At 70.9% G+C, this 17,105-nt stretch carries 12 protein-coding genes; 9 read left to right on the top strand and 3 right to left on the bottom strand.

Annotated features, from left to right (window positions below; all coding sequences use genetic code 11):
• Positions 1–27: 27 nt before the first annotated feature.
• Entirely contained in the window at positions 28–696 is a 669-nt protein-coding gene (locus tag ACFVIM_RS22440) for a potassium channel family protein (RefSeq protein WP_384304015.1), read from the bottom strand.
• Positions 696–1,364, bottom strand: coding sequence for a potassium channel family protein (locus ACFVIM_RS22435; RefSeq protein ID WP_384304012.1), 669 nt, complete (start codon positions 1,362–1,364; stop codon positions 696–698). The genes ACFVIM_RS22440 and ACFVIM_RS22435 overlap by 1 nt, the downstream gene beginning before the upstream one ends.
• Positions 1,365–1,629: 265 nt before the next feature.
• On the opposite strand from ACFVIM_RS22435, the gene ACFVIM_RS22430 reads away from it, so the two are divergent.
• The 4 genes from ACFVIM_RS22430 (at position 1,630) to ACFVIM_RS22415 (ending at position 5,953) form a co-directional block, all read left to right on the top strand.
• On the top strand, positions 1,630–3,660 hold the full coding sequence (locus tag ACFVIM_RS22430) for an APC family permease (RefSeq protein ID WP_384304009.1): 2,031 nt from the start codon (positions 1,630–1,632) through the stop codon (positions 3,658–3,660).
• Positions 3,661–3,768: 108 nt separating this feature from the next.
• Entirely contained in the window at positions 3,769–5,154 is a 1,386-nt protein-coding gene (locus tag ACFVIM_RS22425; RefSeq protein ID WP_384304006.1) for a class I SAM-dependent RNA methyltransferase, read from the top strand.
• Positions 5,155–5,261: 107 nt separating this feature from the next.
• Complete coding sequence (locus tag ACFVIM_RS22420) at positions 5,262–5,558, top strand: hypothetical protein (protein WP_384304003.1); 297 nt, start codon at positions 5,262–5,264, stop codon at positions 5,556–5,558.
• Positions 5,555–5,953 (top strand): DNA-binding protein, encoded by a 399-nt coding sequence (locus ACFVIM_RS22415; protein WP_384304000.1) that lies wholly within the window; start codon positions 5,555–5,557, stop codon positions 5,951–5,953. Before ACFVIM_RS22420 ends, ACFVIM_RS22415 begins: the two co-directional genes overlap by 4 nt.
• A gap of 255 nt (positions 5,954–6,208) precedes the next feature.
• Here ACFVIM_RS22415 and ACFVIM_RS22410 read toward each other — a convergent pair whose 3' ends face one another.
• Positions 6,209–7,438, bottom strand: a complete 1,230-nt coding sequence (locus ACFVIM_RS22410; protein ID WP_384303997.1) for a cytochrome P450 — start codon at positions 7,436–7,438, stop codon at positions 6,209–6,211.
• 793 nt (positions 7,439–8,231) lie between these two features.
• Between ACFVIM_RS22410 and ACFVIM_RS22405 the strand changes: the two genes are divergently transcribed.
• The 5 genes from ACFVIM_RS22405 to ACFVIM_RS22385 all read left to right on the top strand — a co-directional run bounded on the left by ACFVIM_RS22405 (position 8,232) and on the right by ACFVIM_RS22385 (position 17,064).
• Positions 8,232–9,653: a beta-propeller fold lactonase family protein gene (locus ACFVIM_RS22405; protein WP_384303994.1), complete on the top strand. Its 1,422-nt coding sequence runs from the start codon at positions 8,232–8,234 to the stop codon at positions 9,651–9,653.
• An 814-nt stretch (positions 9,654–10,467) separates the two neighbouring features.
• Positions 10,468–11,115, top strand: coding sequence for a fasciclin domain-containing protein (locus ACFVIM_RS22400; protein ID WP_384303991.1), 648 nt, complete (start codon positions 10,468–10,470; stop codon positions 11,113–11,115).
• A gap of 370 nt (positions 11,116–11,485) precedes the next feature.
• Positions 11,486–13,384, top strand: a complete 1,899-nt coding sequence (locus tag ACFVIM_RS22395) for a cytochrome c biogenesis protein CcdA (RefSeq protein ID WP_384303988.1) — start codon at positions 11,486–11,488, stop codon at positions 13,382–13,384.
• Positions 13,385–13,549: 165 nt separating this feature from the next.
• The gene (locus ACFVIM_RS22390) at positions 13,550–15,394 is read left to right on the top strand and encodes a TerD family protein (RefSeq protein ID WP_384303985.1); all 1,845 of its coding nucleotides are present in this window, start codon (positions 13,550–13,552) and stop codon (positions 15,392–15,394) included.
• 533 nt (positions 15,395–15,927) lie between these two features.
• Positions 15,928–17,064 carry a PQQ-dependent sugar dehydrogenase gene (locus ACFVIM_RS22385; protein WP_384303983.1) on the top strand — a complete coding sequence of 379 codons (1,137 nt, stop codon included), beginning with the start codon at positions 15,928–15,930 and terminating at the stop codon, positions 17,062–17,064.
• Positions 17,065–17,105: the final 41 nt, after the last annotated feature.

Below are 17,105 nucleotides of genomic sequence, written 5' to 3'. Positions count from 1 at the left end.
GCCCCGCCCCGTAGGTCTGTGCTCCGCTCAGTCCTCGCGGCGGACCGACAGCAGCTCCTCCAGCTGCTCCTCGCGGGCCTGTGCCGCGACGAAGAGCAGCTCGTCGCCCGCCTCCAGGGTCTCCTCCGGGCTCGGGGTGAGCACCCGCGACCCGCGGATGATCGTCACCAGGGAGGTGTCCACCGGCCAGTCGACGTCCCCGACCCGGGTGCCGGAGACGGCGGACTCCGGCGGCAGGGTCAGCTCCACCAGATTGGCGTCGCCATGGCTGAAGCGCAGCAGCCGGACCAGGTCGCCGACGCTGACGGCCTCCTCCACCAGGGCCGACATCAGCCGGGGCGTGGAGACGGCGACATCGACGCCCCAGGACTCGTTGAAGAGCCACTCGTTCTTCGGGTTGTTGACGCGGGCGACGACGCGCGGCACCGCGTACTCGGTCTTCGCCAGCAGGGAGACGACCAGATTGACCTTGTCGTCCCCGGTGGCGGCGATGACCACATGGCAGCGCTGGAGCGCGGCCTCGTCCAGGGAGGTGATCTCACAGGCGTCGGCCAGCAGCCACTCCGCCTGCGGTACCCGCTCCACCGAGATCGCGGTCGGCGCCTTGTCGACCAGCAGCACCTCGTGCCCGTTCTCCAGCAGCTCCCCGGCGATGGACCGGCCCACCGCCCCGGCGCCCGCGATAGCGACGCGCATCAGTGACCGCCCTCCTCGGGTCCTTCGGCGCAGGCGGCCTCGATCTTCTCGATCTCGTCCGTCCGCATCATGACGTGCACCAGGTCGCCCTCCTGGAGGACTGTCTGGGAGGTCGGCAGTACCGCCTCGCCCAGCCGGGTCAGGAACGCGACCCTGACCCCGGTCTCCTCCTGGAGCCTGCTGACCTTGTGCCCGATCCAGGCGGGCGAGGTGTGGACCTCGGCGAGCTGGACCCCGCCGCTCGGGTCACGCCAGAGCGGCTCGGCGCCCGACGGCAGCAGCCGCCGCAGCATCTGGTCGGCGGTCCAGCGGACCGTGGCGACGGTGGGGATGCCCAGCCGCTGGTAGACCTCGGCGCGGCGGGGGTCGTAGATCCGGGCCGCGACGTTCTCGATGTTGAACATCTCGCGGGCCACCCGGGCCGCGATGATGTTGGAGTTGTCTCCGCTGCTGACGGCCGCGAACGCGCCCGCCTCCTCGATCCCCGCCTCGCGCAGGGTGTCCTGGTCGAACCCGACCCCGGTGACCCGGCGTCCGCCGAAACCGGAGCCCAGACGGCGGAAGGCCGTGGGGTCCCGGTCGATGACCGCGACCGTGTGCCCCTGCTGCTCCAGGGTCTGCGCGAGAGCGGCTCCCACTCGCCCGCATCCCATGATGACGATGTGCACGACCGTCCTTCCGGCTGCCACTGTTCCTGGTCGGTACCGGCCTGTGCCGACCTATACCGAGCTGTTCCTGGCTGTTCTTGGTCTTCTTTACTCAAAAATAAAGAAGCCCTGACTCAAAGGGTCTCAGACCCGCGCCCAAGCTACACACACGGCATATGCCTTGGGATACCTGGTCTGATCCCACCCTGAGGGGAGTCAAAGATTCCGCTGAGTGGCCCGGAGCGGTGGTGGGCGAGGACGTTTTGAAGCCCTTACGATCCTCTCCGTGTCCAAACTGACCGACCTGCCCAAACGCATCCTCATCGGCAGGGCGCTGCGCAGTGACAGGCTGGGAGAAACGCTCCTTCCCAAGCGCATCGCGCTGCCCGTCTTCGCCTCCGACCCGCTCTCCTCCGTGGCGTACGCGCCGGGTGAGGTCCTGCTGGTGCTGTCGATCGCGGGAGTGTCGGCCTACCAGTACAGCCCCTGGATCGCGCTGGCCGTGGTGGTCCTGATGTTCACGGTGGTCGCCTCCTACCGCCAGAACGTCCACGCCTACCCCAGCGGCGGCGGGGACTACGAGGTCGCCAACACCAACCTCGGCCCCCGGGCGGGACTCACCGTCGCCAGCGCGCTGCTGGTCGACTACGTGCTGACCGTGGCGGTCTCCATCTCCTCCGGGGTGGAGAACCTGGGCTCGGCCATCCCCTTCGTGGTCGAGCACAAGGTGCTGGTCGCGGTCGCCATCATCGCCCTGCTGACCGTGATGAACCTCCGCGGAGTACGAGAGTCCGGAAAGCTCTTCGCGATCCCGACCTATGTCTTCGTCACCGGGGTCTTCCTCATGATCGCCTGGGGCGCCTACCAGGGGCTCGTCCTCGGACACACCATGAAGGCGCCGACCGCGGATTTCGAGATCAAGGCGGAGGAGGCCGGGCTGGCCGGATTCGCCCTGGTCTTCCTGCTGCTGCGGGCCTTCTCCTCCGGCTGTGCCGCGCTCACCGGAGTGGAGGCCATCAGCAACGGCGTCCCCGCCTTCCGCAAGCCCAAGTCCAAAAACGCGGCCACCACCCTGGCGCTGATGGGACTGCTCGCCGTCACCATGTTCTGCGGGATCATCGGCCTGGCCATGGCCAGCGATGTGAAGATGGCCGAGAACCCCGGCCACGACCTGCTCAAGGACGGCGTGCCGGTCGGCGACGACTATGTGCAGAACCCGGTGATCTCGCAGGTCGCGGCCGCCGTCTTCGGCGATGGCACGTTCTTCTTCGTGCTGCTCGCCGCCGCCACCGCGCTCGTCCTCTTCCTGGCCGCGAACACCGCCTACAACGGCTTCCCGCTGCTCGGCTCGATACTGGCGCAGGACCGCTATCTGCCCCGCCAGCTCCACACCCGCGGCGACCGGCTCGCCTTCTCCAACGGCATCGTCCTGCTCGCGGGCACCGCCGCCGCGCTGGTCGTGGCCTACGGCGCCGACTCCACCAAGCTGATCCAGCTCTATATCGTCGGGGTCTTCGTCTCCTTCACCCTCAGCCAGACCGGCATGGTCCGCCACTGGAACCGCCATCTGCGGACCGAGAAGAACCCGGCCGTACGCCGTCGTATGGTCCGCTCCCGGGCCATCAACGCCTTCGGCGCCTTCTTCACCGGCCTGGTGCTGGTCGTCGTCCTCGCCACCAAGTTCACCCACGGCGCCTGGGTGGCCCTGCTGGGCATGGTCATCTTCTACGTCCTGATGAGCGCCGTCCGCCGCCACTACGACCGTGTCGCCGAGGAGATCGCCGCGGCCGACACCCCCAGCGACGACAGCGTCCGCCCCTCGCGGGTGCACGCCATCGTCCTGGTCTCCAAGGTCCACCGGCCCACCCTGCGGGCCCTCGCCTACGCCCAGCTGCTGCGCACCGACAAGCTGGAGGCCCTCTCCATCAGCGTCGACGCGGCCGAGACCCGGGCCCTGCGGACCGAGTGGGAGCGCCGGGGCATCAACGTGCCGCTGAAGATCCTCGACTCCCCGTACCGGGAGATCACCCGCCCGGTGGTGGAGTACGTACGGGGGCTGCGCCGCGAGAGCCCGCGCGACGTGGTCAGCGTGCTGATCCCGGAGTACGTGGTGGGGCACTGGTACGAGCATCTGCTGCACAACCAGAGCGCGCTCCGGCTCAAGGGACGGCTGCTCTTCACCCCGGGCGTGATGGTGACGTCCGTCCCCTACCAGCTGGTCTCCTCGGAGAAGGCCCGCAAACGGGCGCGCAGGCGCCAGGACTGGAACGCGCCGGGCTCGGTGCGGCGGGGGCCGGTGCACGAGCGGGACGAGTAGCGCGGCCGCCACCCTCCGTGACCAGGAGGCCGGATCCCGGGGCCGTCAGGCCCCGTAGACTGGTGGGCTGCCCCTCTCTTTCCTCCCCACCCCCTGGAGTCCCGCGCCATGGCCGCCCAGCACCACACGCCGAACCGCTCGAAGGCACCGGCCGGGACCCGCCCCCAGCAGACACCGGCGGCGGCCTCCCTCATCGGGGAGGAGTACGAGGTGGAGGTGGGCCCCGTCGCCCACGGCGGCCACTGCGTCGCCCGCACCGAGGGCGGCCGGGTCCTCTTCGTCCGGCACACCCTGCCCGGCGAACGGATCGTGGCCCGTGTGACCGAGGGTGACGAGGACTCCCGCTTTCTGCGCGCCGACGCGGTACGGATCATCGAAGCCTCCAAGGACCGCGTCGAGGCCCCCTGCCCCTTCTCCGGCCCCGGCCGCTGCGGCGGCTGCGACTGGCAGCACGCCAAGCCCGGCGCCCAGCGCCGCCTCAAGGGCGAGGTCCTCGCCGAACAGCTCCAGCGCCTCGCGGGCCTCACCCCCGAGGAAGCGGGCTGGGACGGCACCGTGATGCCCGCCGAGGGCGACAAGCTCCCGGCCGGACAGGTCCCCGCCTGGCGCACCCGGGTCCAGTACGCCATCGACCCCGAGGGCCGCGCGGGCCTGCGCCGCCACCGCTCCCACGACGTCGAGCCGGTCGACCAGTGCCTGATCGCCGCCCCCGGTGTCACCGAACTCGGCGTCGAGCGGCGCAGCTGGCCCCAGATGGCCTCCGTCGAGGCGATCTCCGCCACCGGCTCCCATGACCGCCAGGTCATCCTCACCCCCGCCCCCGGCGGCCGCCTCCCCCTGGTCGAGCTCGACCGCCCCGTCTCCGTCCTGCGTGTCGACGAACGCGACGGCGGCGTGCACCGCGTCCACGGCCGCGCCTTCGTCCGCGAACGCGCCGACGGCCGCACCTACCGCGTCAGCTCCGGCGGCTTCTGGCAGGTCCACCCCCAGGCCGCCGACACCCTCGTCAAGGCCGTCATGCAGGGCCTGATGCCCCGCAAGGGCGAGATGGCCCTCGACCTCTACTGCGGTGTCGGCCTCTTCGCGGGCGCCATCGCCGAACGCGTCGGCGACCGCGGCGCCGTCCTCGCCATCGAGTCCTCCAAGCGCGCCGTCGAGGACGCCCGCCACAACCTCCGCGACCTGGACCGCGTCCGCGTCGAGGCGGGCCGGGTGGAGGACGTCCTCCCGCGCACCGGCATCACCGACGCCGACCTGATCGTCCTGGACCCGCCCCGCGCGGGCGCGGGCCAGCAGACCGTCCGCCGGCTCGCCGCCCTGGGCGCCCGCCGCATCGCCTACGTGGCATGCGACCCGGCGGCCCTGGCCCGGGACCTGGGGTACTTCCAGGGCGCGGGCTACCGGGTCCGGACACTGCGGGCGTTCGACCTGTTCCCGATGACGCACCACGTGGAGTGCGTGGCGATTCTGGAGCCGGTGAAGAAGGACGCCTGAGCTGCGGTTTTACCGATGCGCGTGAGGGGCGTCGCGGGCGATATCGGCAGGCCGGCCCGATCGGGCCGGCGGTCGAACCGATCCGAGGTGCCCGTATGGCATTGTGAATGCCATACTCCTGGGCATGGTGGACGACAGCGACGTCCAGCCCGGCGACGGCCCCAGTAAGCGGCATCTCCGTCACCCTGGCCGCCGGGACACTCCAGGTCATCCGCGAGAAGGTCGGCAAACGCGGAGTCTCCGCGTACCTCGAACGGGCCGCGCAACGCCAGATCGAGCGCGACAACCTGGACGAGCTCATCGCCGAATTCGACAAGCAGCACGGTCAGGCCGATCCGGAAGCCGTGGCTGCCAAGCGCGCCAAGCTCACCGGCCCCGCCACCCAAGGTGGGGTGGCCGCGTGAGCGGTTCCCTGGTCCTGGACAGCGAGGGGCTGGCAAAGGCCGTGCAGCGGGACCGGGAGGTCCGCGAGTGGCTCACAGCAGCCCGAGAAGCGGATCTTCCGGTGATCACCTCGGCGGCGGTGCTGGTGGACGTCATCCACCCGCGCATCAATGACGCCGCCCTGAAGTGGGCGCTGTCCCGGCTCCGCGTGGAGCCGGTCACCCAAGCCTTCGCCCACTCCGCTGCCGCCCTCCTCCGGACGGCGGGCCTGCACGGTCACACGTACGCCATCGACGCCATCCTGTGTGCCACAGCGCTGGCACAGCCAGGCAGGGTGACCATCCTGACCTCCGACGTGGAAGACATCGAGCTGCTCACGGCTGAACACGCGCGGGTGATTGCCGAGAAGGTCTGAAGGGGCGGGGGCGCCCCCTCGTGCGGACATCCCGAGGCCGCAGCTCGTTCGGACGAGATGCGCTCTGCTCCCTGACGCCCGTCTGACGCTCCAGGCCGCCGAACCTTCGTCCCGATAAGCCGTACGGCCGTGTTGGCCTGCGATGACGACACTTCCGCTTGATGTGACCGGGGGCGCGTGGCGATTCTGGAGTCGGTGCGGCAAAGCTCTCCTGACCCGAGGTTCTGTCGAGGCGCGGTGTGGGCGTTGCCGCGGTCAGCGGCCGGTGGGGCGCAGGAGGACGGGGAGGGTGAGGACGTCGTTGCCGATGAACGAGGGCTGTGGGTGCGGGGCGTTTGCCTCGTCCGCGAGGGTGATGTCGGGGAAGCGGGCGAAGAGGGCGGGGAGTGCGATGGCGGCCTCCAGCCGGGCGAGCGGGGCGCCGAGGCAGTAGTGGATGCCGTGGCCGAAGGCCAGGTGGTCCCGGTCCGCGCGGTCGATCTCGAAGGTGTGCGCGGCGTGATGGGACGACGGGTCCCGGCCGTGTGCCCCGAATCCGATGAGGATGGCCTCCCCGGCCGCTATGGTGACGCCCGCGCCGAGATCGATGTCACGGATCGCGAACCGCAGCGGAAGATGGACGACCGGCGGATGGAGCCGCAGGGTCTCCTCGATGACATCGGCCCAGCGGGCGGGCTCGGCCAGGGTCGCGCTGAGTTGCTGACGGTGGGTGAGAAGCGCCCGGACGGCGTTTCCGATCAGTGCGATCGTGGTCTGGCTTCCGGCGCCGATCATCAGGAGCAGGGTGGAGATCAGCTCGGTCTCGGTGAGCCGGTCGCCCTCATGCGCGGTGAGCAGCAGGCTGGTCATGTCCTCGCCGGGCTTGTGCCGCTTCGACTCGACGAGTTGGCGCATGACGGTGTTCAGATCGCTCGTGATCCGCTCCGACTTCTCCTGGGGGACATCGGTGTCCAGGATCGCGTCGACGACGGCGAGCATGGCGGGGCGCTGGTCCTCGGGAACGCCGAAGAGATCGCAGATCACACGGGTCGGCACACCGTGCGCGAAGTGCGCCCGCAGATCCACCGCCGCGCCGTCCTCCAGGGCCTCCAGGCTGTTCAGGAGGTCGGTGACGACGGACTCGATCGAGGGCCGCAGCGACTCCATGCGCCGTGGTGTGAACGCGGGGCCGATCAGCCTCCGTAACCGGGTGTGCTCGGCTCCCTCGGAGGTGGCCATGGAACGGACGTCGACCCAGGGGGAGAGCCAGGGGACGGCGCCCGGCTGGTAACCGGTCCAGACGTCACGGGCGTTCCTGGTGACATCGGGGTGGGTGACCAGCCGCCTGATGACATCGCCGCGTGTGACGGACCAGGCGATGACGTTCTGGGGCAGCCGGACCCGCACGGCGGGCCCGGTGGCGCGGAGTTCCTCGATCTGCTCGTACAGCCGGTCACCTCCGTCGCTGTCGAGGACCGGGAGGGAAACCTCGTGGCTGGTGGTCATGGGACACCTCCGGTCACGCGGGGGCGGCCCGTCGGCGGCAGCGGCCACGATGGTGCGGTCGCGCTCCCGCGCGCCGGGTCGCGCCGGTGCGTGGATGGGTGGATTTCGCGGCGACAACGGCGAATCGGTACCGGGGATTGTGCTGCGCCCACGCAGGGGCGCATAGAGGGAAATCAGCCACTTGTCTGGTTTCTGAGCCGATGTCGGATCGCGCGCATGTCTGTGTGTCCAGGGGCGCGGTCCACGGAGACCGTGTGCGGGGGACCGGTCCCTGCGCCGGCACCCTGTCCGCCGCCGTGATCGACGGACGGCGCGGGTCGTGCCGAGGCCGGTGTGCGGGGACCCGGACGCCGTCGCGCCGCGCGGTCCGGAACGGCACCAGGGTCCGGTGCTCCTCGCCCCAGCGCAGGAACCCCCGTACGCCGGAGTTGCCCGCGTGGTCGGGTCACCTCGCCCGGCGGTACCGGCCGAAGATTCAAACGTACGACCAGAGAATCCTTCCTTCGCATGGTCATACCGATCGTGTCGGCCGAGTCGGCACGGGAGGCATCACAGTGATCACCAGGCGCTCCGCCGGTGGTGAAGGAGGGACGTGGGCATCGGTGGGCCGTCGCCGGAGGTGCGCGGGCGCGGATGGCCGACTCTCGGAGCCGAGCCGGGGCACCCCGGGCACGGCTCCGCGCACGTTCCGCCGCAGCGGCGGCGGACGCAGCCCCACGCATCACCACATGGGCCACTGGCCGGTCGCACCGTCCGTGCATCCGCGCCGGGCCCGATGGGAGAGGAACCCCGTATGAGCCTGCCGACCACCTCTGCGCGGCCCCGGAAGCAGCCCGGCCGCCGACTTCTCGCGATCACCGGTTCCTGCGTACTGGCCGTCGCCTCGCTGACCGCCATGGCCCCCGCCGCGCACGCCGCACCCGCCGCGGCCGCGGTACGGGCCACCGCCGAAGCACCGCTCGCCTATGTGACGAACTACAGCGATGACACGGTCTCCGTGATCGACACCGCCACCTCCGCCGTCACGTCCACCTTCCCGGTCGGCGACGGCCCCAAGGGCGTGGCCGCCTCCCCGGACGGCTCCCGCCTCTATGTGAGCAACGGGAACGCCGGGTCCGTCGCCGTGGCCGACACCGCGACGGAGACGGTCACCGCCACCATCCCCGTCGGCAGCGGAGTCAACGGCATCGCCGTCTCGCCCGACGGGACCCGTGCCTACGTCGTCAACAGCGGCCTCCAGCGGCTGACGGTGATCGACACCACGGCCAACACCGTGACCGCCACCGTCACCGTCGGCAGCGCCCCGCAGGGGGTGGCCGTCTCCCCGGACGGCAGCCGCGCCTATGTCACCAACTACAGCGACCGCTCGGTATCGGTGATCGACACCGCGACGAACACCGTCTCCGCCACCATCAACGTCGGCGGATTCCCCCAGAGCGTCGCCCTCACCCCCGACGGTGGCCGCGCCTATGTCACCCGTCCCTTCTCCAACTCCGTCGCGGTGATCGACACGGCCACCAACTCGGTGTCCGCCAACGTCCCGCTCACCGACGGCCCGTACGATGTCGCCGCGTCCCCGGACGGCGCGCGCGTCTACGTCTCCCGGGGCCAGGGCGCCACCGTCGCCACGATCGACACCGCGACCAACACCGTGACCGCGACCACCGCCTCCGGAATCACCCCCCGAGGGGTGGCCGTCACCCCGGACGGCGGCCAGGTCTACGCCGCCAACGGCAACTCGGCCACCGTCTCCGTGATCGACACCACCACCCACACCACCAGCACCATCCCCGTGGGCACCACCCCCAACGACATCGCGATCGCCGAGCGCCCCACCGCCGACCTGGGGGTGGCACTGACCGCCACTCCCCGCCCCGGTCTCCTCAACGGCCGCATCGACTACACCGTGACCCTCACCAACCACGGACCCCGCACCCTCGCCGCCGCCACCGTCAGCGTGGACCTGCCCGCCGGGTCGACCAGTCCTGACTGCGCCCTCACCACCGGCAAGGCCGTCTGCACCACCACCGGCCTCACCCCCGGCGCCAGCACCACCCGCCGGATCACCGTGCCCGTCGCCGTCCTCAGCCTCGGCACCCCCTACACCGTCACCGCCACCCGTACCACCAGCACACCGACCGACCCCAACCCCGCCAACGACAGCGCGTCCCGCACCTGCACCGCCACGACCGGACTCCTCATCAACTGCGCCTGACACACCCCCGCACCGGCAGGGCCGGACGCGCCCTGCCGGTGCCCGGCGGTGTGTCAGATCGGCAGGGACATCAGAAGCAGGGGAGGTGTGGTGGGCCGGGGCGAACCTCCGGAGGGTTCCACGACCTCTGGCGGTGAAGACGGCCCGGTTCTCGCCGCTGGAGGTGATGACCGTGGTGAGAGCGCCGTCACGGGTCCGGCCGTGGGCGGTCCGGGCGTCGGGCGCGGCCAGCACGGTGGTGATGCCGTCGAGGCGCCGCTGACTCTGCTGCGCCCGCTCCCGGTGATCCTCGCCGCTCTGGTGCTGCCAGGCGGCGAGCCCGGCGAAGGACGCCGCCGCGGCGAGACTCGCGGCCAGGGCGAGCGGCATGGCTCGCTGCGCCGCCACGATCCCCGGCGCGTCTTCGTGGTGTTCAGCCGCGGAGGCCGTATCGGCGTCGGCGCCCGCGGCACACGGTCGGCACCACCCGGCCGCTGGAGCCGCCCGCCGGTGCCACCCGCGTCAACGCCGGACACACCACGGGCCAGGATCCACCAGAAGGGGTGACCGACCCATCCGGCGGCCCGGTGGCCGCGAATAGCGGGCAATGGAGCACGTCCGACGTCAGCCGCCCCCGGCCGGGTGCCGTGGTCACCCCTGCCGGGGAGAACAGCGGTCCGCCGTTCTCCCGGCACGGCCCCGGCCCCGCTGTGGCGGACGGCACGGCCCGTGCGCGCTCCATGCCCCTGCCGCCCCCGGGCGGAACGGGCCGAGAACCGTACCCCCACCGGGCCCCCGTCCGGGTGAACTCCCCCTCGACCAGGAGAGATTGAACATGAACCGTACGCGTGTCAGCCGTATCGCGACCGCCGTGGCATCGGCCGTCCTGCTGCCCTTCGCGCTGGTCGCCTGCTCCGACTCCGACTCGGACACCAAGGCCGCCGCCACCCCGGCGTCCGAGAAGGCGACCGAGGCCGACAAGGCGCCGGCCGGTGATGTGACGACATCCGGTCAGCCGTTCGGCCCGGCCTGTGCCGGGGTTCCGAAGGAGGGCGCGGGTTCCTTCGACGGGATGGCCAAGGACCCGGTCGCCACCGCGGCCTCCAACAACCCGGCCCTGTCCACGCTGGTCGCCGCGGTCAAGCAGGCCGGGCTGGTGGACACCCTCAACAACGCCAAGGGCATCACCGTGTTCGCTCCGACGAACGACGCGTTCGCGAAGATCCCGAAGGCCGATCTCGACGCGGTCCTCGCCGACAAGAAGAAGCTGACCGACATCCTCACCTACCACGTGGTGGGACGGAACCTGACGCCCGAGCAGCTGGAGAACGGGTCCTTCGAGACCTTGCAGAAGGGCATGGTCACCGCCAGCGGATCCGGTCAGTCGTACCGGGTCAACGACTCCGCCGCCGTCGTCTGCGGCAATGTCAGCACCTCCAACGCCACCGTCTACATCGTCGACACGGTGCTGATGCCCCAGTAGCAGCCCCTGCCCCTGCCCCGCGACAGGTGGTGGACCGGTGCCCTCCCTCTTCCCCGAGGGCGGTACCGGGCCACCACCTGTCCGCGTTACCCGGTGGTTCCGGCCCCGCCCCGCGCGGTTGTCGCGATCGGCCGTGGCGGGGCGGGGGACCGGCACTCGCTTCCCCCGGTCCCGTAGCGCCCCGGGAGCGGAACGCGGGTCCACACGCGCGCGGCGCGGAACGCGGGTCTACGCGTGCGCGGCGCGAACCCCGGATCCACACGCGGTGATTCGCGCGGGACAGCCCGGGAGACGTTCGGGCCGTGGCGGGCGCGCACGGATTCCGGCGGCAGAGCCGACGTGGTGCCATCCGGTCGGGGTGCGGGTCCGAATGAGCGGTCAAGGGGACGCGTCCGGCGTTCCAGCGGCCAAGGCGGTCAACATGCTCACCCTCGTCCTGATCGGTCTGCTCGGCGGTCTCATCACCGCCGTGTCCCCGTGCATCCTCCCGGTGCTCCCCGTGGTCTTCCTCGCCGGTGGTACGGCTGGGGAACCATCACCGACGGGAAGTGCAGGGAGTACGGGAACCTCGGGAAGTACGGGAAGTACGGGAAGTACGGGAACCTCGGGAAGTACGGGAACGACGGGAGCCACGGGGAGAAGGGGCGGCGGCACCGTCACCGCGGGCTCCGTCCTTCTCGACGCGCCCTCCCGCGCCCCCGGCGACCGCCGCCCCTACGCCGTGGTCGCCGGGCTCGTCCTGAGCTTCAGCCTCTTCACCCTGCTCGGCGTCACGATCATCTCCGCGCTCGGGCTGCCCGAGGACATCCTGCGCCACATCGGTCTGACCCTGCTGGTCCTGATCGGACTCGGGCTGGTCTTCCCGGCCGTGGAGCGGCTGCTGGAGCGGCCGTTCTCCCGGATTCCGCAGCGCCAGGTGAACAAGGAGGGCAGCGCGCTCGTCCTCGGGCTCGGTCTCGGGGTGCTCTACGTCCCCTGTGCCGGGCCGGTTCTCGCCGCGATCACCGTCGCTGGTGCGAGCGGCGAGATCAATGCCGACATCGTCGTCCTCACCCTCTCCTTCGCCGTCGGCACCGCGATCCCGCTGCTCGCGTTCGCGCTCGCCGGCCGCCGGGTCGCGGTCCGCGTCGCCGCCTTCCGTACCCGTGCCCGGGGTCTGCGGATCACCGCCGGACTGCTGATGATCGCCCTGGCCGCGGCGCTCGCCTTCGATCTCACCACTGCACTCCAGCGGGCGTTGCCCGACTACACCGCCGCCGCCCAGCGGAAGGTGGAGGACAGCGATATCGCCCGGCAGAAGCTGTCCGGGCTCTATGACGACTCCAACAAGGAGCTGTCCCGGTGCGAGGACGGCGCCGACGAACTCCGCTCCTGCGGTCAGGCCCCGCCCATCGAGGGCGTCGACTCCTGGCTCAACACCCCGGGTGGTCGGCCCATCGACCTCAGGAGCCTGCGCGGCAAGGTCGTGCTGGTCGACTTCTGGACCTACTCCTGCATCAACTGCCAGCGCGCCGCGCCGCATCTGCGCGACTGGGACCGCGCCTACAAGGACGCCGGGCTGCGGATCATCGGCGTCCACTCACCGGAGTTCGTCTTCGAGAAGAAGCGCGGCAATGTCGCCGCCGGAGCCCGGAAGCTCGGCGTCACCTGGCCGGTCGCCCTCGACAACGACCTCACCACCTGGAACAACTACCGCAACCGCTTCTGGCCCGCCAAGTACCTCATCGACGCCGACGGAACCGTCCGCTACTTCGCGTTCGGCGAGGGCCGGTACGACCAGACCGAGACGATGATCCGGGACCTGCTCCGCCAGGCCGACCCCACCGTCGCCCTGCCCGAGCCCACCGGCCGGTCCATGGACGACCTCACCCAGGACCGCACCCCGGAGACCTACCTCAGCACCCAGCGCATCCGCGGCTACACCGGCACCCCCCTGGTCGACGGCGAACCCATCGCGTACCGCTTCGCCCAGCGGCCGCTGCCTCGGCACAGGCTCTCCCTCGACGGCACCTGGACCGCCGGATACGAACACTTCACCGCCGGACCTGACGCCCGTCTCGCCCTCACCTACCGGGCCCGGAACGCCAACCTCGTCCTCGCCGGAACCGGCAGCGTCACCGTCCTCGTCGACGGCGAACCCACCCGCACCCTCACCGTCTCCGGGGCACCGGCCCTCTACCGGCTCACCGACGACAAGAAGCCCCGCACGGCCCACCTCGAACTCCGCGTCGACGGAGGCCTCCAGGCATACGCCCTCACCTTCGGCTGACCCGCCCCGCCAGAGCATGACCACCCCCGCGGAGCCCCGGCCCCAGGTGGCTCTCCGTCACAGAACCACCACGAATGGCGCCTGGTGCGTGCGAGAATCCCACTGGTTGATCACCACTGTGGAGTGGGCGTGCCGCCCGCCGCACCCGGGGGAGGGGAGCCTCTGATGGTCCTGCTGTCGTCGAGCCCGAAGTGGCCTACTCTTCCTGACTACTTCCACGACTGGGCGCTGGTGGATGTGGAGACTTCCGGGCTGCGACCCGGACGGGACCGCGTTCTGTCCTTGGCGATCCTCACGCTGGACGCCTACGGTAACCGAACGGGAGAGTTCTCCACGCTCCTGAATCCGGGCTGCGATCCCGGGCCGGTGCACATCCACGGTCTCACCCCCGCCCGTCTCGCGGGTGCCCCCACCTTCGAGGAGATCGCCCCCCAGGTGGGGGCGCTGCTCAACAGTCGCGTCCTGGTCGCCCACAACGCGCAGTTCGACTACGACTTTCTCGCCCATGAATTCGCCCACGTTCGTTCGTGGGTGCCGGTCGGCCGGCGGCTGTGCACACTGGCACTCAACCGGCTGGTCGGACCCGCCACGCCTGATCTCACCCTGGGCACTCTCGCCGAGCACTACGGGGTGCGCCAGCGGAAGGCCCACGACGCGCGGGACGACGTACGGGTGCTCTCCGGCATCCTGCGTGGCTCGTTGAGCGCGGCCGAGCAACTGGGCCTGGCCCTGCCGCTCCTGGACTGCCCGCCCCGCCAGGACTACAAGCCGTACGTCCCCAAGACTCCCTGTGCGTACCGTAATCCGGGCCGGATGGCGCCGGGCGGGGCGCTGGTGCAGGGCATGAAGGTCGCCATCACCGGGGAGACCCGGGTCTCCCGGGAGGAACTGGTCGCCCGTTCGGTGGCGGCCGGGCTGAACGTGATGACCTCAGTCAGCGGCCAGACCAGCGCGGTTGTCACCAACGACCCCAGCGCCGGGTCCGCCAAGCTGCGTCGAGCCGTGGACGAAGGCGTTCCGCTCGTCGACGAGCCGACTTATCTGCGACTGCTGGAGAGTGTGCGGCCCGGCCAGGCCAAGGGTGCCGCCCGGCAGCGTCGTACGGTGGAGACGCCCGTGGACGTGTCCACCACACAGCCCACGCCAACGCAGAGTCTCCCGGAACAGCGGCCCGCCGCCCCGGCGACCCGCACCGCAAACGCGGAGCGGCCGCTTACCGGGCGCAGGGTGCTGGTCCTGGGCGGCACGCACGATGAGGCAGCCGAGGCACGCGAGCGTGCTGTGACCCAGGGAGCCTCCGCGGCGGTCAACCTCTCCGCCAGCGTCTCCGATGTCGTCGTGCTGCCCGGTGGCGAAGTCGACCGGCGTATGGGCCGTATCGTCACGCTCGGCCTCCGCGTCCACGGCGCCGACTGGCTCCTCGCACCCACGACCACACCGATGCCCGCGTCGGCACAGAGCGCGCCCGGAACCCCGTCGGACTCAGCGGTGGTCCTGGTCCGAGGGGCTGTCATCGATGTGTCCGACACCGGCACGGCCTGGACGGTGGCTGCCGCATGGCGCCAGCAGACCGTCTGTGACGTGGACGTCGTCGCCTTCGCGGTCGACGCTCACGAGCAGGTGGCGGGAGATGAGGACTTCGTCTTCTACGGCGCGCCTGAGCACCCCGACGGCACTGTACGTCTCGCCACGGAGGGCCCCACAGAGCAGGCCATCACCGTCGACCTGGAGCGCCTGCCCCTGGAGGTCCATCGGATCGTCGTCGCTGCCGCGATCGACGGTGCCGCGACCTTCTCCGACGTCGGAGCCATCGAGATTACGTCCAGCCGCGGGATCGGCGCGGCCCCGACCGCGCGGGCCACTCTCGACGCCGCCACCACCGAGCGCACCATGATCCTCGCCGAGTTGTACCGCCGAGGAGAGGGGTGGCGGCTGCGTGCCGTTGGGCAGGGCTACGACCATGGCCTGGCCGACCTTGCCGCCGACTACGGCGTGGACGTCGCCGAGTAGCCGATGGATCCCCATGGAGGCAAGGTCCGCTACGACCGGCTCGGCACCGTCAGCCGCGAACGGTCCCTGCCTCTGTAGGCGCCGGTCCTGAACTGGACCATCGGACCGTCGCTGGTGTTCGCCCTCGTCTGGGTCGGCCTCCCCGGTCCGCCGGAGGACCGCACCGGGCTGTCGACCGTCGGGCTCGCCCGCCATATCGCCGTGGTCATCATCGGGAACGAGCCCATCAACGGCCGCAGGGAGGCCATCTCCCAGGCGATTCCGCGACTGACCCTGGAGTCCCGCGCGGGGCCACGGGCCGGAGGACGACCGCGGCGGGTCAGGTACGCGTGGTGCCGAGCCCGTCGGTATCACGCGCCGGGCGCTCGCGGGATCCTGTATTGGTCTGGGCCAAGTCGCCGTGCCTCCGTATCCTCATCCGTAGCCAGCGGCACACCCCCCACACCCAGTTGCGTGCTGGCGCCCGGGCACGTTCCAGCACATCGCCCAGGCAGCCGGGTGACTCCCCACTCGCCGCCTCCAGGAGGCTCACGGTGAAAGTTCCCACCAGAAGCTCGGCGATCATCGGCACCCTCTGTCTCGTCGCGTCCCTCGCCCTGACCACGGCGTCAGCCGACGAGCCCGCGGACGTGACCCAGCAGGCGAGGGTCGCGCTCACCCAGGTGGCCAGGGCCACGAATCCCATCGCCGGTGCCGCCGGGCCCGGCGGCACCGTCTGGATAGCCGAACGCCCCGGCACCGTACGGATCCTGGGGGAGCGGGGGCTCAGTCAACCGGTCCTCGACATCACCCGGGAGACCACGAACGACGGTGAACGCGGGCTGCTGGGGATCGCGTTCGACAAGAAGTTCGCGCACTTCTACATCTCGTACACCAACCTCGAAGGCACCAGCACCATCGACGAGTTCGCCGTGCGGAACGGCAGACTCCAGCCGCAGACCCGGCGGACCGTGCTCACGCAGACGCAGCCGTACCCGAACCACAACGGCGGTGATATCCGGTTCGGCCCCGACGGCTATCTCTACATCGCCTTCGGTGACGGCGGCGCGGGCGGTGACCCGCACGGCTACGGTCAGGACCTCGGCACCCTGCTCGGGAAGATCGTACGCATCGATCCGGCGGGCGGCAGGCCGTACGCGATCCCGCGGGACAACCCGTTCGTCGACGATCCGGCGGCGCGGGACGAGATCTGGGCCTACGGGCTGCGCAACCCGTGGCGGTTCTCCTTCGACGCGCGTACGGGGGACATGCTGATCGGCGATGTCGGCCAGAACGACTGGGAGGAGATCGACTGGGCCTCCGGGCGGAGCGCGGGCGGCGAGAACTACGGCTGGTCCCAGATGGAGGGCACCCACCCGTTCCGGGGCGGCACGGAGCCCGCCAACCATGTCCGGCCGGTCCACGAGTACGGACGCAACGGGCTGGGCTGCTCGGTGACCGGGGGATATGTCTACCGGGGCGATGACATCCCGGCGCTCCGGGGGCAGTACCTCTTCAGCGACTACTGCGACGGGACCGTCCGCGCGCTGCGGATGCGCGATGGCCGGGTGACCGGCCAGAGCGACCTCGGAGTCAACGGTGGCGAGGTCATCTCGTTCGCCCAGGACGGCGAGGGTGAGCTGTATGTGCTCGCCATCGGCGGCAGCGTCTACCGGATCGATCCGGCGTAGGGGCGGTGACGGGTTGAGTTGAGGGGATCCCGGACGGGCGG

Source organism: Streptomyces sp. NPDC057638, from assembly GCF_042800315.1.
Classification (GTDB): Bacteria; Actinomycetota; Actinomycetes; order Streptomycetales; family Streptomycetaceae; genus Streptomyces.
Note: the sequence above shows the minus strand (reverse complement) of the source record. Positions and strands in the feature narration are given on the sequence as shown.